Origin of the sequence: Nonomuraea sp. NPDC051191 (assembly GCF_044455665.1) — a bacterium.
Taxonomy (GTDB): Bacteria; Actinomycetota; Actinomycetes; order Streptosporangiales; family Streptosporangiaceae; genus Nonomuraea.
The window spans coordinates 67,557-87,874 of sequence record NZ_JBITEZ010000033.1 but is presented as its reverse complement, the minus strand read 5'-3'; the positions used below and the strand labels follow the sequence as shown (position 1 = coordinate 87,874).

The window sequence follows — 20,318 nt, the reverse complement described above, 5'->3', positions numbered from 1 at the left end:
CCGGTCATTCGACGGCGCCCGCCCGCGTGAGCAGGTCCTGGTACCAGGCGTCGTAGGGACGGTTGGCCGCCGGGTAGTTCGCCGGCGGATCGGTGGCCTGGCCGGCCGAGTCGAAGTCCCAGCCGCGCACGAGCCGTCCCGCCTGCCGCGCCTGGATGATGAACGCCGACTGCCCGGCGGGCGCCGCGTAGAACAGCGCGTCCTGCCGCAGCTCCGCGCTGTTCCCCTGCTGGAACTCGGTGAAGGCGACCTGCTGGGGGCGGATGCGGTCGCCGGTGAACGCGTCGGTGTCCACCCGCAGGGTGCCGGACGGGGTCGGGCCGTCGGCGCCGGTCCACACGTGCACGCGGGGAGCCGTGCCGGCCGAGGTGGTCTTGTCGTGGCGGGCGTCGGAGGTCCTGGCGTTGCCGGTCCAGGCGACGCTCGACGCGGCAGCGTCCAGCGTGCCGGTCCACTCCCAGTTCTGGTTGTTGCTCTGGCTGCGGTGGATCTCGCGGAGCCGGGTCCCACCGGCGTCGGTGAAACGGACCGTGGGCAGGACGCCGTTGTCGTACTGACGGCTGGCGGACCAGGTGATCTCGCCGTCGGCGTCCAGGCGTCCCACGTGGTACCAGAGCGTGGCGGCGTTCTGGGACTGGTGGACCTCGACCAGGTCGCCGTTGTCGTTGAGGGCGACGGCGGGGGTCACGCCGGTGTCGTACCGGCCGTGGCGCAGCCAGGTCACGCGGCCGTCGGCGCCGTACCTGCCGGTCCAGTACCACAGCGCCCCGGAACCGGAGTCGTGCACCTCCACGACCTGGCCGCGGTTGTTGGCCGCGACGGCCGGGTTGGCGCCGACGTCGCGCTTGTACTGGGTGCGGGTCCCGCCGTCGCCGGAGATCACCGCGAGCACGCGGCCGCGCAGCGCGTCCACGGTCGGCGGGACGGCCGGGTAGTCCTCGGCCCGGAGCAGCCGCGGCCCGAAGGCGGAGACGAGCTTCTGGTTCAGCGCGGTCAGGTTGCCGGCGGCGTGGGAGGGGTTGTCGGTCAGGTCGTCCTTGAGGTCGAGGGCGACGACGACGGGGGCGGCCGCGGGATGCGCCGCCGACCAGTCGCCGATCACCGCGAGCCAGTCGCCGAGCAGGTTGGTGGCCGGGTTGCCCGCGTGGTCGACCTCGTCGCCGGGCGCGTCGTGGCCGACGGAGTAGTCGCGGGCGGTGGCGTACCCGTTGTCGTGGACGTCGAGCTCGACGAAGCGGACGCCGTGGTCGAGCTGGTAGGCGATCGAGTTCCGGGCACCGGCGATGTTGCCCGAGTAGCTGTTGTGCGTGGCGCGGAAGACCGCCGAGGGTAACGGGACGTCCGCCGCCGCCTCGGCCGATCCGCCGGCCGTCAGGACCGAGGCGACGGCGGCGAGGACTGACAGGACGGCTGTCGATCGGGGCATGCGCTGATCCTCACGTCGGGGGGTGTCTCGTGGAACGACGCCGTCCCGCCACCCGGACCGGGGGCGGGACGGCGGGGCGGGGTCAGCGGTCCTCGTGCACGCGGCCGAACTCCACCGCCGGGGCGCTGCCGGCGAAGTTGCGGTCCACCTCGGCCCGTTCGGCCGGGCTGGGGGTGGCGTTCGTGCAGCTCACGGGGGCGCTGGAGCCTGACATCAGGTCGCTGCACAGCCCGGTGCGGCGGTCCGGCAGGCCGAGGATGTGGCCGATCTCGTGCGTGGCGATCCGGAGCGGGAAGTAGCCCTGGTTGACCGCCTGGCGGCCCATCCAGATGGTGCCGCGGCCGAGGCTGGTGGGCAGCGTCCTGGGCCAGCCGTCGTCGGCCAGGACCACGAAGCTGGCGGGCGAGCCCTGCATGAGCCGGACGTTGACCACGTTCGCGTTCCAGACCTGGGCCGCCTGGTTCGCCACGTTGACGAACTCCGCCGACCGGGAGGCGTCGTACCGCACGACCCGGACCAGCACGGCGGCCTGGGCCGGGGAGGTGAGCAGCAGGAAGGAGAGGGTGAGGACGACGGAGAGCGCGGCACGGAGAGACCTTGACACGGATCCTCCTCATGGAGTTGGGGGGCCATGTCACGGTATGCAGGAATTCAGGGGTTAGAAAAGTAGCAATTAGTGCATATTGCCGCCATATGACAATGGCGGCAATAGCTTCCCGTTGCGGGCGATACTGAGCGGTTTGGACGCAAAAGACAAGATTGTCGTGAGTTGCGCAGGGCAGTGGGGCCGGGATGTCCACCCCCGATCTCGTCCTGGCCCTCGGCGGCGCCGCCGCGCTGCTCGCCGCCGTCCTGCCCGGCCTGCTCGCCCGCCGGGCCTTCTCCCCTCCCCTGCTCTACCTGCTCGGCGGCATGGGGCTGTACCTGCTGCCGATCGGTCTGCCCGAGCCCGACCCCGTCGCCCACCGGGCGGCCGTCGAGCACATCACCGAGATCTGCGTGCTGGTCTCGCTCATGGGCGCGGGGCTGGCGCTCAACCGGAGGATCGGGTTACGGAGCTGGTCGACGACCTGGCGGCTGCTCGGCTGGGCGATGCCGCTGACCGTCGCCGGGGTCACGGCCGCGGCGACCGGCGTACTGGGCTGGCCGGTCGCCGCGGCGCTGTTGCTCGGGGCCGTGCTCGCGCCCACCGATCCGGTGCTCGCCTCCGACGTCAGCGTGGGCGAGCCGGCCGACGCCGAGAACGCCGACGACGAGGTGCGCTTCGCCCTCACCTCGGAGGCGGGCCTGAACGACGGGCTGGCCTTCCCCATCGTGTACGCCGCCATCGCCCTGGCCACCGCCGGCGGGCTCGGCTGGACGGGCGAGTGGGCGCTGACGGACGTGCTCTACCGGATCGTCGCCGGGGTCGTCTGCGGCCTGCTGATCGGCCGCCTGCTCGGCCGGCTGTTCTTCCACTCCCCCGCCGAGGAGCTGCGCCTGGCCGAGCGCCGCGACGGCTTCGTGGCCCTGGGCGCCACCCTGCTCGCCTACGGGGTCACCGAGCTGGCCGGCGGCTACGGCTTCATCGCCGTCTTCGTCGCCGCCTGCGCCATCCGCCGGGTCGAGCACGGCCACGGCTACAACAACGTCCTGCACGGCTTCGTCGAGCAGCTCGAACGGCTCTTCACCTCCTGGCTGCTGCTCCTGCTCGGCGGTTTCGTCGCCACCGGCGGCCTGGCCCCGCTCACCTGGCGCGGCGCCCTCGTCGGCCTGCTGCTGATCCTGGTCATCCGCCCGCTGTCGGGCCGGCTCGCCCAGATCCGCGGCCGGGCCGGGCCCCGGGAGCGCCGGGTCATCTCCCTGTTCGGGATCCGGGGGGTGGGGTCGCTGTTCTACCTGGCGTACGCGCTGGGTCACGCCGACTTCGGCGTGCCGCCCGAGGAGCTGTGGGCGGTGACGGCCTTCACCGTGGTGCTCTCGGTCGTCCTGCACGGCATCACCGCCACCCCGGCCATGGCCCGCCTCGACGCCCTCCGCGAGCGGGTGACGCCCCGCGCGCGGAGGTAGGACGCGGCCTCGCGGAGAGGGGGCCGCGAGGCCGCGTCACCATACGCCTGCCGCAGGACGGACGCCCGCCCGGGACGGGTGGCGAACGGGACCTGGACGAGAGAACCTGGGGCGCGGACGAGCGCGCGAGACGGGTGGTGCACATGCCTGAGTGGCTGGAAGCGGGAACATGGGGGCTGGTCGCCGGGGCCGCGCTGGTCCTGGGCGCGGCCGTGGCGATGCTGGTACGGGTCCCGGCGCGGATGATCGCCACCATCATGGCCTTCGGCGCCGGGGTGCTGATCTCGGCGCTCTCCTTCGAGCTGCTGGACGAGGCCGAACGGTCGGGCGGCCTGCTGCCCACGGCCGTCGGCTTCCTCGCGGGGGCCTGCGCGTACGTGGCGGCCAACGCGATGCTGGCGCGGCACGGAGCCCGGCACCGCAAACGCTCCGGCGACCAGCAGCCCAGCGAGGCCGACGCGCAGGGCAGCGGCGCCGCCATAGCCGTCGGCGCGCTGCTCGACGGCATCCCCGAGTCGGTGGTGCTCGGGCTGTCCCTGCTGCACGGCGGCGAGATCGGCCTCGCCGTCGTGGCGGCGGTGTTCGTCTCCAACGTCCCGGAGGGCCTGTCCAGCGCCGCCGGCATGAGACGGGCCGGGCGCGGCCCCGCGTACGTGTTCGGCGTCTGGGGCGGCATCGCCGTGGTCAGCGGCCTGGCGGCCCTGGTCGGTTACCTGACCCTGCGGACGGCCTCCCCCGAGGCCATCGCCCTCATCACCGCGATCGCGGCCGGCGCCATCCTGGCCATGGTGGCCGACACCATGATCCCGGAGGCGTTCGAGCAGGCGCACGTCCTGACCGGGCTGATCACCACCGTCGGCTTCCTGTCGGCGTTCGCCATCGAGCGGCTGGCGGCCTGACGGCCGCCCATCAGGTCAGGGAGCGGCGGCCGATCCGAGTGCCCACGGGCCTGGAGGCAGCTGGACCGTCATGATCATGGAGCAGGCGCCGGTGCCCGCGCCCCGGTAGCCGTGCGGGGCGTCGCCGTCGAAGGTGGCGGTCTGGCCCGCCTCGACCGGGTGCTCGACGCCGTCGAGGATCAGCGTCATCCGCCCGGACACGACGCTGAGGGTCTCCACGACCCCGGCCTGGTGGGGCTGGCTGGGGTACTCCTCGCCGGGTTCCAGCCGCCAGCGCCAGACCTCGACCGGAACCGGGCCCGCGGTGGTCAGCATGAGCGTGGCCTGACCGCCCCGCGGCCCGGTCCACAGAGGGGTGACGTCGTCGGCGGCCACGATGCGCAGCCGACCCTCGGGCGGCCCCTGCATCAGCGCCGACACCGGGACGCCGAGGGTGTCGGCCAGCCGCACCAGGGTGGCCAGGTTGGGGTTGCCCTGCGCCCTCTCCAGCGCCACCAGGGCGCCCTTGCTGACCTGGGCGCGCCGGCCGAGCTCCTCCAGCGACAGGCCCGCGCGGGTGCGGGCGGCCTTGACGTTGTGGGCGACCGTTCGCAGGGCTTGGGCCGGCTCGGCCATCTGTTCACCTTCCCTCGCAGGCAGACCAGTGCAATGTACTGCGCGGTCGGTCCGTTGGCATGCTGCGGTCATTCTACTGTACTGTTTGGTCGTTCCGCTGAAGGCACGGGAGGTGTCGTGATCGCTCTGCTGCTGGCCCTGGGCAGCTCGCTCGCCTACGGCTGCGCCGACTTCCTCGGCGGCCTGGGCGCCCGCAGGGCCCATGTGCTGCGTACCGTGATGGTCGCGGCCCCGGCCAGCCTCGTGGTCGAGCTGCTTCTGTGGCCGATGCTCGGCGCGTCGTTCAGCCCGGCGGCGCTCGGCTGGGGCGCGGCCTCGGGGGTGGCCTCGGCCGCCGTGTTCGCCCTGCTCTACCGCACCCTGGCGATCGGCCCGATGAACGTGCTGTCGCCGGTGACCGCGCTGGTCTCGGCCGCGCTGCCGGTCGCCGTGGGCCTGCTCCAGGGCGAGCACCTGTCCGCCGCCGGGCTGGTGGGGCTGCCGCTCGCGCTGGTGGCGGTCGTGCTCGTCAGCGCCGGTCACGGCGGGGGCTCGGCGCGTCCGTCGCGCACGGCGCTGCTGCTGGCGTTCGGCGCGGGGTCGGCGATCGCGCTCCAGCTCGTCTTCCTGCACCAGGCGCCGTCCGACAGCGGGGTGGCGCCGCTGATCGTCGGCCGCGCGGTCTCCTCGGCGGTCACCCTGACCGCGGCCGGGCTGCTGCGCCGCCGGCTGGGCTCCGAGCGGCCCGCGTACGCGCTGTCGGCCACCGCGGGCGTGCTGGACTCGGTGGCGAACCTGCTGTTCCTGCTCGCCTCCCGGAGCGGCGACCTGGCCGTCGTGGCCGTGATCACCGCCCTCTACCCGGCCGGCACGGTCCTGCTCGCCCGCGGCGTGCTGGCCGAACGCATCCACCGCGGCCAGCTCGTCGGCCTGGGCGCCGCCGCCGTCGCGGTCAGCCTCCTCGCCCTGCCCTGAGCAGGGCGCCCGGCCGTTCACGGGCGTCAGGAGCGTGAGTTGACGACCACGGCGACGGCCAGCGGGACCACCGCCCACCCGGCCAGCACGGCGAACGCCGCCCACGTCGGCATGACGTCCGGCACCTGCTCGATCAGCTGGAGAGCCGGGAAGGCGGGCAGGACCCGGTTGACCACCTCGCCGCCCGGCAGCATGCGGGCGACGAACGGCAGCACCAGGACGATCGCCACCAGCGCCGCCGTCGCCACGGCGCCGTTGCGCAGGATCGCGCCGAGCGCCAGCCCGAGCAGCGTGGTCACCACGATCATCAGGGTGCCGCCGGCGACGATCGTCCACGAGCCGGCGGGCAGCCACGACGGGTGGAACCCGGCGGCGACGGACCGCCCGTAGAGATAGCCGGGCACCGCGATGAGCAGCGAGCCGGCGACCGCGACGCCGCCCAGCACGACCGCCTTGGCCGCCAGCACCCGGCCTCTCGACGGCATCGCCACGAACGTGACGTCGATCATGCCGGACGCGCGCTCGCCGCTGACGGTCATCGCGCCCAGCATGCCGAGTGGAAGCTGGGCCAGGACCACCCCCACGTACACGGCGACCACGACCCCCATGGCCGCCTGGTCGGCCGTACGGCCGGGGTCCCAGCGCGAGATGACGGTGCCGGCGCCGAGCACGGTGAGCGCGAGCGACACCAGCACCCCGACGCCGAGCGCCCACCAGGTCGAGCGCAGGGTCCGCAACTTGATCCACTCGGCCGCGACGGCGTTCACCGCTCGCCCCTTCCGACGAGTTCCATGAACGCCTCCTCCAGCGAGACGCCCTGCCCGGCCAGCTCGCCGAGCCCGGCGTCGGCACGCAGCCTGCCCCCGGCCAGGACGATCAGGTGGTCGGCCGTGACCGCCATCTCGCTGATGAGATGGCTGGACACGAGCACGGTGCGGCCCTCGGCGGCCAGCGACCTGAGCAGGCCGCGCATCCAGCGGATGCCCTCGGGGTCGAGCCCGTTGGCGGGCTCGTCCAGCACCAGCACCTCGGGGTCGCCGAGCAGCGCCGCGGCCAGGCCGAGCCGCTGCTTCATGCCCAGCGAGAACCCGCCGACGCGCCTGCCGCCCATCCCGCCGAGCCCCACGAGCTCCAGCAGGGGGCCGATGCGGGCGCGGGCCAGGCCGTTGGAGCGGGCCAGCCACCACAGGTGCTGTTCGGCGCGCCTGCCCCCCTGCACCGCCGACGCGTCCAGCAGCGCGCCGACCCGGGTGAGGGGGCGGTCCAGGTCCCGGTAGGGCAGGCCGTTCACGGTGGCCCGTCCGGCGGTGGGCTGTTCGAGGCCGAGGAGCACGCGCATGGTCGTGGTCTTGCCCGCGCCGTTGGGGCCGAGGAAGCCGGTGACGCGGCCGGGCCGGGCCGTGAAGGTGACGTCGTCCACCGCCAAGGTCCGCCCGAAGCGTTTGGTGAGTCCGTTGACTTCGATCATGCCCTTCACCCTTCACGGCCGCCCGTCCGGCGCGCATCGGTCCTGAGACCGATACGGGCGGCGGGGGCGCCGGGCTAGGTTCGTACCGTGCGCCAACAGATCCGTCCTCCTCTGCTGAGCCGGGTGCCGGCCTGGGGCTGGGTTTCCGTCGACACCGCCGTCGCGCTGATCGTCACGCTCGCCTACGCCGGGCTCACCTGGTCGCGGAACCCGTCCGAGCCGGGCGTGCCGGACCTCGTGGCGGCGCTGGCGGCGGGCCTTCCCGTGGCGGTCAGGCGGTTGTGGCCGGGGCCGGTGTTCGTGGTCGTCCTGCTGGGCGGGCTCGGCATGCGGGAGTTCCTGCTTCCCCACGCCGAGCTGCTCTGCCTGCCGCTCGCGCTGTACACGCTGGCCACGCGGAGCAGGGCCGTGCTGCCGCTGCTGGTGGCGTGCGCGGTCGCCGCGCAGGGCGTGGCGGAGGTCCCGCTGACGGACGCGGTCCGCGACCGGCTCGGGCTGGCGCTGGCGATCCTGCTCGCCGCCTGGGCCGCCGGCACGGCCGTACGCCAGCGCAACCTCTACACCGGGCAGCTCGCCGCGCAGGCGGAGGAGCGGGCCCGCGCCGAGGCCGTGGCGGAGCGGCTGCGGATCGCCAGGGAGCTGCACGACGTCATCGGCCACAGCCTCAGCACGATCGCCGTGCAGGCGGGCGTGGCGGGGCACGTGGGCGAGGCGAAGGAGATGGGCCGCACGCTGGCCTCGATCGAGGAGACCAGCAGGTCGGCCCTGCGGGAGACCAGGCAGCTGCTCGGCGTGCTGCGCGAGGACGGCGAGGCCGAGCTCGCGCCCGCTCCCGGCCTGGCCGACCTGGGCACGCTCGTCGCGCGGACCAGGGCGGCGGGCCTGGAGGTGGAGTTGTCCATCGACGGCGCCGTGAACGGGGAGATGGAGCCGACGGTGTACCGGATCGTCCAGGAGGCGCTGACCAACGTGCTCAAGCACGCCGGCGCCCGGCACGCCGTCGTCCGCGTCGAGCGCCGGGCGGACGAGCTGACCGTGGAGGTCACCGACGACGGCACGCGCGGCCGGGCGCGCCCCGACGGGCACGGCCTGACCGGGTTGCGCGAGCGGGTGCGCGTCTTCGGCGGCGAGTTCGAGGCGGGCGCCCGTCCCGTGCGCGGTTTCCGGGTGCGGGCGAGGCTGCCGCTGTGATCAGGGTTCTGGTGGCCGACGACCAGGTGCTCATCCGGGCGAGCTTCCGGCGGCTGGTCGACTCCGCGCCGGGGTTCCGGGCGGTCGGCGAGGCCGCGACGGGCACGCAGGCGGTGACGGCGGCCGCCGGCGAACGTCCCGACCTGGTCCTGATGGACGTGCGCATGCCGGAGATGGACGGCATCGAGGCCACCCGCCGCATCTGCGCGGACCTGCCGGAGACCCGCGTGCTCATCGTGACCACCTTCGACCTCGACGAGTACGTCTACGGCGCGCTGCGCGCGGGCGCGGCGGGCTTCCTGCTCAAGGACACGCCCCCGGCCGAGCTGATCAGGAGCATGGCCGTCGTCGCGTCCGGCGAGTCGCTGCTGGCGCCGAGCGCGACGCGGCGGCTGGTCGAGCGCCACGTGCGTCCGCCGTCGACGGCGGACGCCCTGGACGTCACCGAACGCGAGCGCGAGGTCCTCGTCCTGGTGGCCAGGGGCCTGTCGAACGCCGAGATCGCCGCCACCCTGTTCGTCAGCATGAGCACGGTCAAGACGCACGTCAGCAGCCTGCTGACCAAACTCGGCGCCCGTACCCGCGTGCATCTGGTCATCGCCGCCTACGAGGCGCGGCTCGTCTGAGGGCGTCGTTCCCGGCCGCGCGACTATTCATTGAATGTATAGTCGTGATCATGTCAACCGGCCACGTGCTGCTCGGCTTCCTCGCCGAGCGGCCGAAACACGGATATGAGCTCAAGAAGGAGCACGACCACCGTCTCGCCGGCGCCAGACCCCTGGCGTACGGGCAGGTCTACGCCACCCTGCAACGCCTGGAACGCGACGGGCTGGCGGAGGTGGCCGAGACCCGGCAGGAGGGCGGCCCCGAACGCACCCTGTACACGATCACCGACTCCGGCCGGGCGGAGCTGGACCGGTGGCTGAACACCGTCGAACCGTCGGCGCCGTACGTCGCCGGCCCGCTGTTCGCCCGGGTCGCCGTCGCGGGGAAGGCCGCCGACGGCTATCTCGTGCGGCAACGCGAGGCACACCTGGCCCGCATGCGGGAGCTGACCGCCGAGAAGGCGTCCGGCGGGCCCGCCCAGGTGCTGGCGGCCGACTACGCGCTCCAGCACCTGGACGCGGACCTGCGCTGGATCGAGACCGCGCTCGCGCGGATGAAGGAGGACCACGATGCTTGAGGCCAGGGGCCTGAGCAAGTTGTTCGGCGGCGCCAGGGCGCTGAACGGCGTCTCCCTGGAGATCGCGGAGGGCGAGGTCGTCGCGATCACGGGGCCGAGCGGCGCGGGCAAGTCGACGTTGCTGCACTGCCTGGCCGGGGTCGTCCGGCCGGAGTCCGGCGAGGTCGTCCTCGGCGGCCGGCGCATCGACACCCTGCCCGAGGACGACCTGACCAGGTTACGACGCGAGAGCTTCGGGATCGTCTTCCAGTTCGGCGAGCTGGTGCCCGAGCTGACCGCGGCGGAGAACGTCGCGCTGCCGCTGCTGTTCAACCGGCACGGCAGGCAGGAGGCGATGACCGCCGCGGCCGAGTGGCTGGCCCGGCTGGAGGTGTCCGACTGCGCCGGGCAGCGCACCGGCGAGCTGTCCGGAGGGCAGCGGCAGCGGGTCGCCATCGCGCGGGCGCTGGTGACCGGACCGCGCGTGGTCTTCGCCGACGAGCCCACCGGGGCCCTGGACACGCTCGGCGGCGAGCAGGTGATGGGCGCGCTGCTCGGCGCGGCCCGCGCCGGCCGGGCCGCGGTCGTCCTGGTCACCCACGACAACCGGGTGGCCGCCTACGCCGACCGCGAGATCCCCCTGCGCGACGGAGCGGTGCTGGCAGGGGTGGAACGATGATCGCCGTACTGCTGATGTTGAACAGGGGCCGCTCGCGGGCCGAGCGCGTACGCGCCTGGCTGGTGGGGACGGGCGCGGCGGTGGCGACGTTCCTGGTCTGCACGGCCGTCAGCCTGGCCGACGTCGAGGACGAGGGCGGCTCGCTGACGGGGCTCGCACTGACCCTGCTGGCGGTGCCCGTCGCCGGCCTGGTCCACCAGGCCAACCGGCTGGCATCGGCCACCAGGGAACGACGGCTGGCCGCCCTGCGGCTGGCGGGCGCGACACCGGGCGACGTACGGCGGCTGGGCGCCCTGGAGGGCGGCCTGCTGACGCTGGCCGGGTCGCTGGCGGGCGGCGCACTTTACGTGGTCACCCACCTCGGCGGCCCGCTGCCGCAGGTGCCGGTGGTCGTGGCCCTGGTGACGTACGGCGGGGTCGTGTCGGGGGCGCGCGCCGGGCGGGACGTCGTCGTGTCCCCGTTGGGAGTGACCCGCCGGGCGCGCGTGCGGGGGCCGCGCGTGCGGGACCTGCTCCTCCTCGCGGCAGGCATCGGCCTCTACGTTCTGGGGGCTTGGCTGAAGGGCCGCTTCCCCTTGGCCGGTCCGTACGGGTCCGTGCTGGCCATGGCGGCCGGGCTGGTCATGATGCTGTTCGGGCTGACCCTGGCCACGACCTGGCTGATCGGGCTGTCGGCCCGCCGGACCGGTCGGCGGGCCCGGTCGCCGGAGGCGTTGCTGGCCGCGCGGCTGGTCGAGGCCGACCCCCGGGCGTGGGCCAGGGCCCTGTCCGTGGTGAGCCTGACGGTGTTCTTCGGCGCGGCGGCCGGGGCCCAGCAGGCCCCCGTCGGCTACTCCCAGGCCCACGCCCTGGTGGACGTCGCGCTCCTGCTGGCCCTGACGACCTCGGCGGTCGCGCTGGTGGTGCACCAGGCGGAGGAGCTGATCGACCTGCGCCGCTCGCTGGCCGCGCTGTCCGCCGCCGGGGTGCCGGAACGGGCGCTGGGCGGGGTGCTCGTGCGGCAGGCGGTCGTCGCGGCGCTGCCGGTCTGCGTGGTGGCGGCCGTCTCGGGGGTCGCCGTGGTGGTCCTGACCGTGGTGGACGTCTACCCCGTCGAGGCGCTGGCGTGGGCGATCACCAGGGCGGTCCTCATGGCGGGCGTCGGGGTGCTGGCCGCCGTGGTCGTCGCCCTGGCGGCCCGTCCCCTGTTGCGCGGCGCGCTGCGTCCCGAGGCGCGGGCGTGATCCGGCTACGCTGACGGGCGGCGGGCGACCGGCTGTCTGAGCAACGTCCTGGGGGCGGGGTCGGTGAAGTCGGTCAGGTAGATCTCGTGGTGCGGCCCGCTGGGCTCCAGACCGTGCTCGGCCATGAACGCCTCCATCACCTCCAGCGATCTCTTCTCCTCGCTGTAGGGCCCCTCGTGCAGCAGTTCCACGCACTCGCCCTCGGTGAAGGTGACGACCACGACCCGGTCCACGGCCGCCCCGGACGCCCGCGTCCGTTCACGCGCCGCCTCGACCGCCCCGGGTTCGGGCGTCTCGGGCAACGGCAGCAGCAGATGCCAGCGCCACCGGTCGCGGGGCGTCTCCAGCGGCGGCAGCGAGGTGTCCTCCACCCACCAGCGCCCCTCCAGCGGCCCGGCGGGGCCGCCCATGGCGGAGGCCACGGCGTACAGGGCGCCGATGGCCGAGACGTGCTCGGCGCCGCCGGGCTCTCCCATGCCCGTGACGTTGAGACAGGTGACGGGGGCGCAGTGGATCAGTCGCGGGGTCATCGATTCTCCGGGTAGATCTCGGGGGAATCCCCCTAGCGTGGGGTCTCCCCATGGGGGAGAGTCCAGTCAGCGACGGCGGGGTGCGCAGAGTGCTCCTGCCCCCGATCGCCTCCGCGCGCCGTCCGACCGGCTCCACCCCCACAGATCCGGAGGATGTCCCATGACCACGCCGAACTCTCCGGCCGCACTCCCCGGCCTGCACACGGCCAAGGTCCTGATATCCGCCTACGCCGCGCTCAGCCTGCTGACCGTCGTGGCGATCGCCGTCTTCTCCGCCGTCGCGCCGTCGCTCGTCACCCCCGAGGCATGGGGGCGCGGCGTCATCGTGGCGGCGACGTCCGTCCTCACCTTCGCCTTCGCGCGCCGGGCCCAGAGCGGGGGCGACCGGGCGCTCCTGCGCCTGCGCATCGTGCTCGTCGTGATCCTCGTCGCGGTGGTGGGCGTGCTGCTGTTCCTGCCGCTGCCGAGCTGGATGGTCGCCGAGCAGGGCGTCTGCGGGGTGCTGCTGCTCGCCGCGGCGGTGCTCGCCTTCCGTGCCGTCCCGCCCGCCGGCGACTGAGAGCGCGGGTCACATACAGCGCATAGTGTCACGATCATGACGATCGAACTGCGTGCCGCCCTTGAGGACGACCTGGCGTTCCTGACCCGGCTGATCGGCGACCCGGAGAGCAGCGGCGAGTACCAGTGGTACGGCTGGCAGGACCCCCACCGCCTGCGCCGCCGCTGGGACGACAACGGGCTGCTCGGCGACGACGGCGGCATCCTCGTGATCGCCTCCGGCCAGGAGCGGGCGGGGCTCGTGTCGTGGCGCAGGCAGCTCACCTCCCGGGTGTCGTACTGCTGGGAGATGGGCCTGATCGTGGCGCCCGGCTTCCGCGGCAAGGGGCACGGGACGCGGGCGCAGCAGCTGCTGGTGCGCTACCTGTTCGACCATTCGCCGGTGAACCGGGTGCAGGCGACCACCGAGCTGGGCAACGTGGCCGAGCAGCGGGCGCTGGAGAAGGCCGGGTTCACCCGCGAAGGCGTGCTGCGCGGGTGCGGCTTCCGCGCGGGCGAGTGGCGCGACGGCGTGATGTACGGCATCGTCCGCGCCGACCTGGACGGGAACCGGGAGGCCACCGCCCCGGACGGCGGCGCCTGACCGGCGTCCGCCGGGCAGAGATCAACACGGGCTCAACAGATCTTCAACACCGGTGCTCCTACGTTGCGATCACAAGATCTCGCAACAAGGGGGAGCACATGCGCAAGCTTCACGCCCTGGTGGTGGCCGCGATCGTGGCCGGCGGCGTCCTGACCGCGGCCTCGCCCGCCGGCGCGTCCGCGCAGGACGCCCGGCAGGCGACACGGACGCAGGCCGCCGGGCCGATCAACTACTCGTGCGGCGCGCGGCTGCGGGTGAGCCGGGACGTGGCCAGGAACACCTGGCACCGCATGACGAAGGCGAAGGGCCGCCGCGGCATGGTCTACCTGTACGAGGCCGACGGCATCTACCGCGGCCGGAACGTGTGGTGGGCATGGGGCACCAGCCTGCGCTCCGGCGACCGGATCTCCATCGACTGGACCGACGACGGGGGCCGCACCTACCACGCCTGCCACGCGGTGGTCAGGGGCGGCGGACGCCGCAGCGTCACGTCGTACGCGGTGGACGCCCCGGCGGGCCGCAAGTTCCGCGCCTGCGTGAAGGCCGCGGGCAAGTGGTCGTGCACCAGCGCCTGGTGGGAGATCAGGTACTCCTGACCGGCCGGTGCGCCGGGCAGGGCGTGCGAGCTGCGGCGATACGACAGTGACTGCTTGACATACCGGACAACGGGCACATAGTGTCCCGTCAATCGGCAGGCACAGACGAAGACATCCCTGTCAGTGGTCTTCGTCTGTGCCTTTGTCGTATCCGGACCGCTGGCAAGGGATCACACCCCCCTGAAAGGCGGCCGGGCATGAGCGACGCCCCCGTGCAGAACACCTCCACCACGCCGATCCGCAACGCCGGAGACGCGGCCGACGTCATCAACACCCTGACGAGGCTGACCGGGCGGGCGAACTGGATCTGGTTCCTCGCCCTGGCGGGCCTGTTCCTGGACGCCTACTCCAACGCGGCCCTGGGCGCCGGCCTGTCCCCCATGGTCAAGCAGCTCGGCCTGTCGCCGGGCCAGGTCGGGGTGCTCACCGCCATGGCGCCGGCCATCGCCATCATCTCCAACCCGTTCGGCGGCTGGCTGGCCGCCCGGATCGGCCGGGTCAAGCCGCTGCTGCTGACCAAGGTGGTGTTCGCGCTCGGCGCGCTGCTCACCGCGGCGGGCTCGGACTTCCAGACCGTCTTCGCCGGCCGCGGCCTGGTCGGCATCGCGTACGGCATCGACTTCGCGGTGGCCATGGCCCTGCTGGCCGAGTACACCCCGTCCACGCTCAAGGGCAGGCTCAACTTCTGGCAAGGCGTCTGGTACACCGCCACGACCACGAACCTGCTGCTCACGCTCGTGTTCTACCGTTTCGACGTGGGCGCGGACATCTGGCGCTGGTCGGTGGGCTCCTCGGCCGCCTTCGCCGTCGTGCTGCTGATCCTTCAGCTGATGTTCCTGGTGGAGAGCCCGACGTGGCTGGCCGCCAAGGGACGCCTGCGCGAGTCCGCCGCCGCCCTGCGCCGCATGTACGGCTTCGCCGTCCAGGAGGACACCCGGCAGGCCGGCGGCGCGGCCGAGCAGGGGCGGCAGGTGGGGTTCGGTGACGCGGGCGTGCTGTTCCGCAAGCCGTACCTGCCGCGCACGATGTTGTCCACGGTCATCTCGCTCACCCAGGCCATGCAGTACTTCGCGGTCGGCTGGTACCTGCCGGTGATCAGCCTGGAGCTGTTCGGCAAGGAGTTCGAGAAGGCCACGATCGGGTCGATGGCGTTCAACGCGGTCGGCATCGTGGGCGGCTGCCTGGCCGCCTACACGGGCCGGCGCCTCGGCCTGCGGGTCAGCTCGATGGCCGGGTACGCGGTGGTGTTCGTGGCCCTGCTGGTGATGGGCGCGACGTTCAAGGAGCTGCCGGTCGCGCTGGCCGCGCTGCTGCCGGTGCTGTTCATCTTCTTCCACTCCGCCGGACCGGGCCCGAACGGCAAGTCGATCGCCGCGCTGTCCTACCGCAGCGACATCCGCACCCTGGGCACCGGCGTGACCGGCATGCTCGGCAGCCTCGGCTCGGTCGCGGGCCTGTACCTGTTCCCGCAGCTCCAGGCGGGCATCGGGGTCGGCGCCAGCCTCATGGTGCTGTCGGTGGTGCCGCTGGCCGGCCTGGTCACCTGCCTGCTGATCAAGTGGGACCCCACCCGCGTGGCGGTCAACCTGGAGGAGGAGGAGATCGCGCTGCCGAAGAGGGACGGGCGCCGATGACCGGCCGCACCCGACGAGGGATTCTCAGCATCGACGAGGGCACCACGGGCACCCGCGCCGCGGTCGTCCTGGACGACGGCGCCGCCGCCCCGCCCGCCTACCGGCCCATCTCGGTCCACTCCCCCGACCACCTGCGGGTCGAGCAGGACGCCATGGAGATCTGGACGAAGACCGCCCAGGTCTGCGCCGAGGCGCTGGAGTGGGCCCGGGCGCACGACGTCGAGGTCACCGGCGTGTCGATCGCCACCCAGCGCGCCACCGTGCTGCTGTGGGACACCGTCACCGGCGAGCCGCTCACCCCGGCCGTGGTCTGGCAGGACCGCCGGTACGCCGCCCGGCTGCGGGAATGGGAACCCGCCTGGGACGCCCGCCTGGTCGAGCACACCGGCCGGCCGGTCGGCTCGCGCGCCCCGCTGCTGTGGGCCGCCGACGTGCTGCGCGACGACCCGGCCGCGCGCCGGGCGCACGAGGCGGGACGGGTGGCGTTCGGGTCGGTCGACACCTGGCTGGTGTGGCGGCTCACCGGCGGCGCGCGGCACGTCATGTCCGCCACCAACGCGGTCGCCGCCGGCGCCTACGACCTGCGCACCGGCGACTGGTACGAGCCGTGGGCGGACTTCCTCGGCTGCCCCCGCGACGTGCTCCCGCGCATCCTGGACGAGGACGGCGACTACGGCCACACCGACCCGTCGGTGCTCGGCGTACGGCTGCCGGTGTTGTCGGTGATGGGCGACCAGCACGCCGCGATGATCGCGCTCGGCGCGCACCGGCCCGGCCAGGCCATGTGCGTGCACGGCACGGGAACGTTCCTGGACGCCGTCGCCGGCGACCGGCCGCCCGCGCATCGCCGCGCGGTGCCGGGCGTGCTGACGCTCGTCGGCTGGCGTTCGCGCGGCGCGGCGGTGTTCAGCCTGGAGGGCTACGCCGCCACGACCGGCTCGGCGGTGCGCTGGCTGTGCGAGGAGATCGGGCTGTTCGACTCGCCCGCCCAGCTGACCGCGCTGGCCCGCGAGCATCCCGGGCCGAGCCGGGTGCGTTTCCTGCCCGCGCTGGCCGGGATGCGCACCCCGGTCTGGTCGCCCGAGGCCACCGGCGTCCTGACCGGGCTCAGCCTGTCCACCACCAGGGCCGAGCTGGCCCGGGGCGTCCTGGAGGGCATCGCGCACTCGGTGTGCGACCTGCTCGACGGGGTGGAGCAGGCGCTCGGCGCGCCGGTCACCGATCTGTTCTGCGGCGGCGGACTGGCCAGCAGCGACGTGCTGATGGCGAGCCAGGCCGACCTCGTCGGGCGGCCGGTCCGCCGCGCCCGCGCCAACGAGACGGCCAGCCTGCGCGGCGCCGCCTACCTCGGGGGCGTGCGCGCGGGGCTCTGGCCCGACCTGCCCGCCGCCCTCGCCGGGCTCGGCGACGTCCCCGTCTTCGAGCCCACGTTGCCCGACGCCGCCCGCGAGGAGGCCCGTGCCGCCTGGCGCGACCTGCTCGCCCGGCACATCTCGTCCCAACAGGAGGAATCCCCCTCGTGATCCGGCTTCCAGAACGCAAGCCCAGATCGGAGACCAGGAGCGCCATCCGGCGCACCCCGCTGCGGCTTGACCGTCAGGCGCAGATCGAGCGCCTGGCCGCCAGGCCGGTGGACGTGCTCGTCGTCGGCGGCGGCGTGACCGGCTGCTACGCCGCGCTGGACGCCGCGACCCGCGGCCTCAGCGTGGCGCTGGTGGAGCGCGACGACTTCGCCTCGGGCACCTCCTCCAAGTCCTCCAAGATGGTGCACGGCGGCCTGCGCTACATCGAGCAGGGCAACCTGCCGCTGGTGCGCCGCTCGCTGCTGGAGCGCCAGCGCTTCCGCCGCAACGCGCCGCACCTGGTGCGGCGGCTGCCGTTCGTGCTGCCGATCCTCGCCCAGGACGGCGTCTTCGACGCACGCATCGCCAAGGCGTTCGAGGGCCTGCTGTGGACCTACGACCTGGCGGGCGGCTGGCGCATCGGCCGGCTGCACCAGCGGCTCAGCGTGGCCGAGGTGCTGGCCAGGGCGCCGCGCCTGCGCGCCGACCGGCTCAAGGGCGGCCTGCTCTACTACGACAGCCGCACCGACGACGCCCGCCTGACCCTGACCATCGCCAGGACCGCCGCCCACTTCGGCGCCACCGTGCTGAACGGCGCCACCTGCCGCGAGCTGGTCAAGGAGGGCGGCCGGGTGCGCGGCGCCCGCGTCGAGGTGGACGGCCGCACGGTCGAGGTGCGCGCCGGGGTCGTCGTCAACGCCACCGGCGTGTGGACCGACACCCTGGACGCGCTGTCCGACCCGGCACACCGCCCGCGGGTGCGTCCGGCCAAGGGCGTGCACATCGTGGTGCCGTGGACGCGGCTGCCGGTGGACGGCACGGTGACCGTCCCGGTGCCCGGCCGGGCCCGCCGCGCCACCTGCACCCGCTGGGGCGACGTGGTCGTGGTCGGCACCACCGACACCGACTACGACGGCTCGCCCGACGAGGTGCTGTGCACCCGCGAGGAGATGCAGTACCTGCTCGACGGCGCCAACACCGCCTTCGACGCCGACCTCACCCCGGACGACGTGATCGGCTCAATCGCCGGGCTGCGCCCGCTGGTCGGCGAGAAGGAGGGCGCCACGCTCGACATGAGCCGCGACCACCGGATCATCACCGACGGCTTCGGCCTGGTCACGGTCACCGGCGGCAAGCTGACCACCAGCAGGCACATGGGCGAGCTGGCGGTGGACGAGGCGCTGAAGGTGCTCGGCCGCAAGGCGCGCTGCCGCACCGCGCGGCTGCCGCTGCTCGGCGGCGCCGGCTACGACGCCGAGGCGACGACCGCGACCGGCGGGCTCGGCGCCCACCTGGGCGAGCGGTACGGCACCGAGGCCCGGTTCGTCGCCGACCTGATCACCGAGGACCCGTCGCTGGCCGGGCCGGTCGTCGAGGGCAGCGAGTACCTGCGGGCCGAGGTGGTCTACGCGGCCCGCTGCGAGCTGGCCAGGAACGTGGACGATGTGCTGTCGCGGCGCACCCGGATGCGGGTCTTCGCCCGCGACCTGTCGGTCGAGGCGGCTCCGGAGGTGGGCCGGCTGCTCCAGCGCGAGCTCGGCCTCTCCGACGACGAGGTGGCCAGGCAGGTCGAGGACTACGTACGCGGCGTGGACCGCGAGAAGAGCGTTCTGATGGAGGGACTTTCATGATCAGCAGGCAGACCGTCACCCATCCGTTCAACCGCGGCGACTACGTCGTGGGCGCGCCCACCCCGCCGCGCTGGGCCGCCGACTGCCCGCCGGGGACGGGCCCGGCCAGTCTCCAGGACCAGGTCGTGCCGGTCCCCGAGAGCGTGGTCGCCGAGCTGCGCGCGGTCGCCGCCGCCGTGCACACCGAGCGGAACGAGGTGATCCTGCGCACCCGCGACTGGTGGGCGGGCACCTCCATCGGCGAGACCGACGGCCGCCCGGCCACGCCGGAGGCGGTCGTCGTCGAGGTGGACGAGGAGGAGCAGGTGGCCGCCGTCGTGCGGATCTGCCACGAGCACCGCCTCCCGCTGACCGTCTCGGCCGGCCGCAGCAACGTGCTGGGCGCCGCGTTGCCCGTGCACGGCGGCGTCGTGCTGGACGTGTGCCGGCTCAACCGCATCCTGTCCTTCGACGCCGAGTCCATGATCGTCGAGGTGCAGGCGGGCATGTTCGGCGACCTGTTCGAGAAGGAGCTGCAGGAGACGCACGGCGCCACCACCGGCCACTGGCCGTCGGCGTTCGCCATCTCCACCGTCGGCGGGTGGGCCGCCTGCCGCGGCGCGGGCCAGCTCTCCACCCGCTACGGCAAGATCGAGGACATGGTGGTCGGGCTGGACGTCGTGCTGCCCGACGGCACCACGGCCAGCTACGGCACCTACCCCCGGGCCGCGGTGGGCCCCGACCTGCGGCAGTTGTTCATCGGCTCGGAGGGCACGCTCGGCGTGATCACCCGGCTGCGGCTGCGTACGCACCGGCTGCCCGACTACGCCAAGGGCATCGCCTACGGCTTCGACACCTTCGCCGCCGGGCTCGACGCGTGCCGGGAGATCCTGCAGCGCGGCGCCACCCCGGCCGCGCTGCGCCTGTACGACCGGCACGAGAGCGGCACCCACTTCGGCGAGCCCGGCACCAACCTGCTGCTCATCGCCGACGAGGGCGACCCGGTGCTGGTCGACGCCGTCATGAAGGTGGCCGCCGAGGTCTGCGCCGAACGCGCGTCGGTGACGCTGGACGGCGACGCCGTCTTCGCCCGCTGGCTGGACGAGCGGATGATCGTCGGCAAGGCCGCCGACGGGTTCGTCCGGGGGCCGGGGTTCGTCTCCGACACCTGCGAGATCGCCGGGCCGTGGTCCGCGCTGCCCGCCCTGTACGACGAGGTCGTGGCCGCCGTCGAGGCCGTCCCCGGCACGCTGCGCGCCTCGGCCCACCAGTCGCACGCCTACACCGACGGCGCGTGCCTGTACTTCTCCCTGCGCGGCGACGTCGAACGCGACCAGCGGCGCGCCTGGTACCGGGCCGCCTGGGACGCCGCCGCCGCGGTGCTCGTCAAGCACGGCGCGGCGATCAGCCACCACCACGGCGTCGGCCTGCTGCGCTCGCCGTACATGCGGGACGCGCTGGGCAGCGGCTACCCCGCGCTGGTGGCGGTCAAGCAGGCGCTCGACCCGCGGGGCATCATGAACCCCGGCAAGCTGGGCCTGCCCGCGTCCTTCGAAAACCCGGCGCACTAAGGTGGATG

The 20,318-nt window shown here is 73.8% G+C and carries 21 protein-coding genes; 15 read left to right on the top strand and 6 right to left on the bottom strand.

What is annotated here, in order from left to right; all coding sequences use genetic code 11:
• Nucleotides 1-4 precede the first annotated feature (4 nt).
• Together ACIA8R_RS51700 and ACIA8R_RS51695 are read right to left on the bottom strand one after the other, a co-directional pair.
• Complete coding sequence (locus ACIA8R_RS51700; RefSeq protein ID WP_364100296.1) at nucleotides 5-1,426, bottom strand: hypothetical protein; 1,422 nt, start codon at nucleotides 1,424-1,426, stop codon at nucleotides 5-7.
• Between the two features lie 82 nt (nucleotides 1,427-1,508).
• Complete coding sequence (locus ACIA8R_RS51695) at nucleotides 1,509-2,030, bottom strand: snapalysin family zinc-dependent metalloprotease (RefSeq protein ID WP_397045470.1); 522 nt, start codon at nucleotides 2,028-2,030, stop codon at nucleotides 1,509-1,511.
• A gap of 188 nt (nucleotides 2,031-2,218) precedes the next feature.
• Between ACIA8R_RS51695 and ACIA8R_RS51690 the strand changes: the two genes are divergently transcribed.
• On the top strand, nucleotides 2,219-3,475 hold the full coding sequence (locus ACIA8R_RS51690) for a cation:proton antiporter (protein ID WP_364100292.1): 1,257 nt from the start codon (nucleotides 2,219-2,221) through the stop codon (nucleotides 3,473-3,475).
• Nucleotides 3,476-3,618: 143 nt separating this feature from the next.
• Nucleotides 3,619-4,374, top strand: a complete 756-nt coding sequence (locus ACIA8R_RS51685; RefSeq protein ID WP_364100290.1) for a ZIP family zinc transporter — start codon at nucleotides 3,619-3,621, stop codon at nucleotides 4,372-4,374.
• 15 nt (nucleotides 4,375-4,389) lie between these two features.
• On the opposite strand, the gene ACIA8R_RS51680 is transcribed toward ACIA8R_RS51685, so the two are convergent.
• On the bottom strand, nucleotides 4,390-4,989 hold the full coding sequence (locus tag ACIA8R_RS51680) for an XRE family transcriptional regulator (protein ID WP_364100287.1): 600 nt from the start codon (nucleotides 4,987-4,989) through the stop codon (nucleotides 4,390-4,392).
• A 117-nt stretch (nucleotides 4,990-5,106) separates the two neighbouring features.
• Here ACIA8R_RS51680 and ACIA8R_RS51675 point away from each other — a divergent pair, with 117 nt between their 5' ends.
• The gene (locus ACIA8R_RS51675; protein WP_357705657.1) at nucleotides 5,107-5,943 is read left to right on the top strand and encodes an EamA family transporter; all 837 of its coding nucleotides are present in this window, start codon (nucleotides 5,107-5,109) and stop codon (nucleotides 5,941-5,943) included.
• Nucleotides 5,944-5,969: 26 nt separating this feature from the next.
• Here the strand turns inward: ACIA8R_RS51675 and ACIA8R_RS51670 are convergent, their stop codons facing one another.
• Nucleotides 5,970-6,710 carry a hypothetical protein gene (locus ACIA8R_RS51670; protein WP_397045467.1) on the bottom strand — a complete coding sequence of 247 codons (741 nt, stop codon included), beginning with the start codon at nucleotides 6,708-6,710 and terminating at the stop codon, nucleotides 5,970-5,972.
• Nucleotides 6,707-7,411 carry an ABC transporter ATP-binding protein gene (locus ACIA8R_RS51665; RefSeq protein WP_397045465.1) on the bottom strand — a complete coding sequence of 235 codons (705 nt, stop codon included), beginning with the start codon at nucleotides 7,409-7,411 and terminating at the stop codon, nucleotides 6,707-6,709. The genes ACIA8R_RS51670 and ACIA8R_RS51665 overlap by 4 nt, the downstream gene beginning before the upstream one ends.
• 87 nt (nucleotides 7,412-7,498) lie before the next feature.
• On the opposite strand from ACIA8R_RS51665, the gene ACIA8R_RS51660 reads away from it, so the two are divergent.
• The 5 genes from ACIA8R_RS51660 to ACIA8R_RS51640 are packed head-to-tail and all read left to right on the top strand — an operon-like array spanning nucleotide 7,499 to nucleotide 11,666.
• Entirely contained in the window at nucleotides 7,499-8,602 is a 1,104-nt protein-coding gene (locus tag ACIA8R_RS51660; protein ID WP_364100277.1) for a sensor histidine kinase, read from the top strand.
• Entirely contained in the window at nucleotides 8,599-9,228 is a 630-nt protein-coding gene (locus ACIA8R_RS51655; protein ID WP_397045463.1) for a response regulator, read from the top strand. The genes ACIA8R_RS51660 and ACIA8R_RS51655 overlap by 4 nt, the downstream gene beginning before the upstream one ends.
• 50 nt (nucleotides 9,229-9,278) lie before the next feature.
• Complete coding sequence (locus ACIA8R_RS51650; RefSeq protein ID WP_397045461.1) at nucleotides 9,279-9,785, top strand: PadR family transcriptional regulator; 507 nt, start codon at nucleotides 9,279-9,281, stop codon at nucleotides 9,783-9,785.
• Nucleotides 9,778-10,443: an ABC transporter ATP-binding protein gene (locus ACIA8R_RS51645; RefSeq protein ID WP_397045459.1), complete on the top strand. Its 666-nt coding sequence runs from the start codon at nucleotides 9,778-9,780 to the stop codon at nucleotides 10,441-10,443. The genes ACIA8R_RS51650 and ACIA8R_RS51645 overlap by 8 nt, the downstream gene beginning before the upstream one ends.
• A complete protein-coding gene (locus ACIA8R_RS51640) occupies nucleotides 10,440-11,666 on the top strand; it encodes a hypothetical protein (protein WP_364100267.1) in 1,227 nt (408 codons plus the stop codon). The genes ACIA8R_RS51645 and ACIA8R_RS51640 overlap by 4 nt, the downstream gene beginning before the upstream one ends.
• A 5-nt stretch (nucleotides 11,667-11,671) precedes the next feature.
• Here the strand turns inward: ACIA8R_RS51640 and ACIA8R_RS51635 are convergent, their stop codons facing one another.
• Nucleotides 11,672-12,196, bottom strand: coding sequence for a GyrI-like domain-containing protein (locus tag ACIA8R_RS51635; protein WP_397045457.1), 525 nt, complete (start codon nucleotides 12,194-12,196; stop codon nucleotides 11,672-11,674).
• Nucleotides 12,197-12,356: 160 nt separating this feature from the next.
• Here ACIA8R_RS51635 and ACIA8R_RS51630 point away from each other — a divergent pair, with 160 nt between their 5' ends.
• The 7 genes from ACIA8R_RS51630 to ACIA8R_RS51600 all read left to right on the top strand — a co-directional run bounded on the left by ACIA8R_RS51630 (nucleotide 12,357) and on the right by ACIA8R_RS51600 (nucleotide 20,310).
• Complete coding sequence (locus tag ACIA8R_RS51630) at nucleotides 12,357-12,755, top strand: hypothetical protein (RefSeq protein WP_357705648.1); 399 nt, start codon at nucleotides 12,357-12,359, stop codon at nucleotides 12,753-12,755.
• Nucleotides 12,756-12,791: 36 nt separating this feature from the next.
• The gene (locus ACIA8R_RS51625; protein ID WP_364100259.1) at nucleotides 12,792-13,337 is read left to right on the top strand and encodes a GNAT family protein; all 546 of its coding nucleotides are present in this window, start codon (nucleotides 12,792-12,794) and stop codon (nucleotides 13,335-13,337) included.
• 98 nt (nucleotides 13,338-13,435) lie between these two features.
• Nucleotides 13,436-13,933, top strand: a complete 498-nt coding sequence (locus ACIA8R_RS51620) for a hypothetical protein (protein WP_397045454.1) — start codon at nucleotides 13,436-13,438, stop codon at nucleotides 13,931-13,933.
• Between the two features lie 197 nt (nucleotides 13,934-14,130).
• Nucleotides 14,131-15,567 carry an MFS transporter gene (locus ACIA8R_RS51615; protein ID WP_357705645.1) on the top strand — a complete coding sequence of 479 codons (1,437 nt, stop codon included), beginning with the start codon at nucleotides 14,131-14,133 and terminating at the stop codon, nucleotides 15,565-15,567.
• Nucleotides 15,564-17,090, top strand: coding sequence for an FGGY family carbohydrate kinase (locus ACIA8R_RS51610; RefSeq protein ID WP_397045452.1), 1,527 nt, complete (start codon nucleotides 15,564-15,566; stop codon nucleotides 17,088-17,090). The genes ACIA8R_RS51615 and ACIA8R_RS51610 overlap by 4 nt, the downstream gene beginning before the upstream one ends.
• On the top strand, nucleotides 17,087-18,760 hold the full coding sequence (locus ACIA8R_RS51605) for a glycerol-3-phosphate dehydrogenase/oxidase (RefSeq protein ID WP_357705643.1): 1,674 nt from the start codon (nucleotides 17,087-17,089) through the stop codon (nucleotides 18,758-18,760). The genes ACIA8R_RS51610 and ACIA8R_RS51605 overlap by 4 nt, the downstream gene beginning before the upstream one ends.
• On the top strand, nucleotides 18,757-20,310 hold the full coding sequence (locus tag ACIA8R_RS51600; RefSeq protein ID WP_397045450.1) for an FAD-binding oxidoreductase: 1,554 nt from the start codon (nucleotides 18,757-18,759) through the stop codon (nucleotides 20,308-20,310). Before ACIA8R_RS51605 ends, ACIA8R_RS51600 begins: the two co-directional genes overlap by 4 nt.
• The last annotated feature ends 8 nt before the right edge of the window (nucleotides 20,311-20,318 follow it).

Excerpts from the sequence above, each read along its gene's own strand:
- ACIA8R_RS51620 (WP_397045454.1), top strand. The coding sequence starts at position 13,436 with ATGCGCAAGCTTCACGCCCTGGTGGTGGCCGCGATCGTGGCCGGCGGC.
- ACIA8R_RS51600 (WP_397045450.1), top strand. The coding sequence starts at position 18,757 with ATGATCAGCAGGCAGACCGTCACCCATCCGTTCAACCGCGGCGACTAC.
- ACIA8R_RS51685 (WP_364100290.1), top strand. The coding sequence starts at position 3,619 with ATGCCTGAGTGGCTGGAAGCGGGAACATGGGGGCTGGTCGCCGGGGCC.
- ACIA8R_RS51700 (WP_364100296.1), bottom strand. The coding sequence starts at position 1,426 with ATGCCCCGATCGACAGCCGTCCTGTCAGTCCTCGCCGCCGTCGCCTCG.
- ACIA8R_RS51665 (WP_397045465.1), bottom strand. The coding sequence starts at position 7,411 with ATGATCGAAGTCAACGGACTCACCAAACGCTTCGGGCGGACCTTGGCG.
- ACIA8R_RS51640 (WP_364100267.1), top strand. The coding sequence starts at position 10,440 with ATGATCGCCGTACTGCTGATGTTGAACAGGGGCCGCTCGCGGGCCGAG.
- ACIA8R_RS51650 (WP_397045461.1), top strand. The coding sequence starts at position 9,279 with ATGTCAACCGGCCACGTGCTGCTCGGCTTCCTCGCCGAGCGGCCGAAA.
- ACIA8R_RS51690 (WP_364100292.1), top strand. The coding sequence starts at position 2,219 with ATGTCCACCCCCGATCTCGTCCTGGCCCTCGGCGGCGCCGCCGCGCTG.
- ACIA8R_RS51610 (WP_397045452.1), top strand. The coding sequence starts at position 15,564 with ATGACCGGCCGCACCCGACGAGGGATTCTCAGCATCGACGAGGGCACC.
- ACIA8R_RS51630 (WP_357705648.1), top strand. The coding sequence starts at position 12,357 with ATGACCACGCCGAACTCTCCGGCCGCACTCCCCGGCCTGCACACGGCC.
- ACIA8R_RS51645 (WP_397045459.1), top strand. The coding sequence starts at position 9,778 with ATGCTTGAGGCCAGGGGCCTGAGCAAGTTGTTCGGCGGCGCCAGGGCG.
- ACIA8R_RS51680 (WP_364100287.1), bottom strand. The coding sequence starts at position 4,989 with ATGGCCGAGCCGGCCCAAGCCCTGCGAACGGTCGCCCACAACGTCAAG.
- ACIA8R_RS51625 (WP_364100259.1), top strand. The coding sequence starts at position 12,792 with ATGACGATCGAACTGCGTGCCGCCCTTGAGGACGACCTGGCGTTCCTG.
- ACIA8R_RS51615 (WP_357705645.1), top strand. The coding sequence starts at position 14,131 with ATGAGCGACGCCCCCGTGCAGAACACCTCCACCACGCCGATCCGCAAC.
- ACIA8R_RS51635 (WP_397045457.1), bottom strand. The coding sequence starts at position 12,196 with ATGACCCCGCGACTGATCCACTGCGCCCCCGTCACCTGTCTCAACGTC.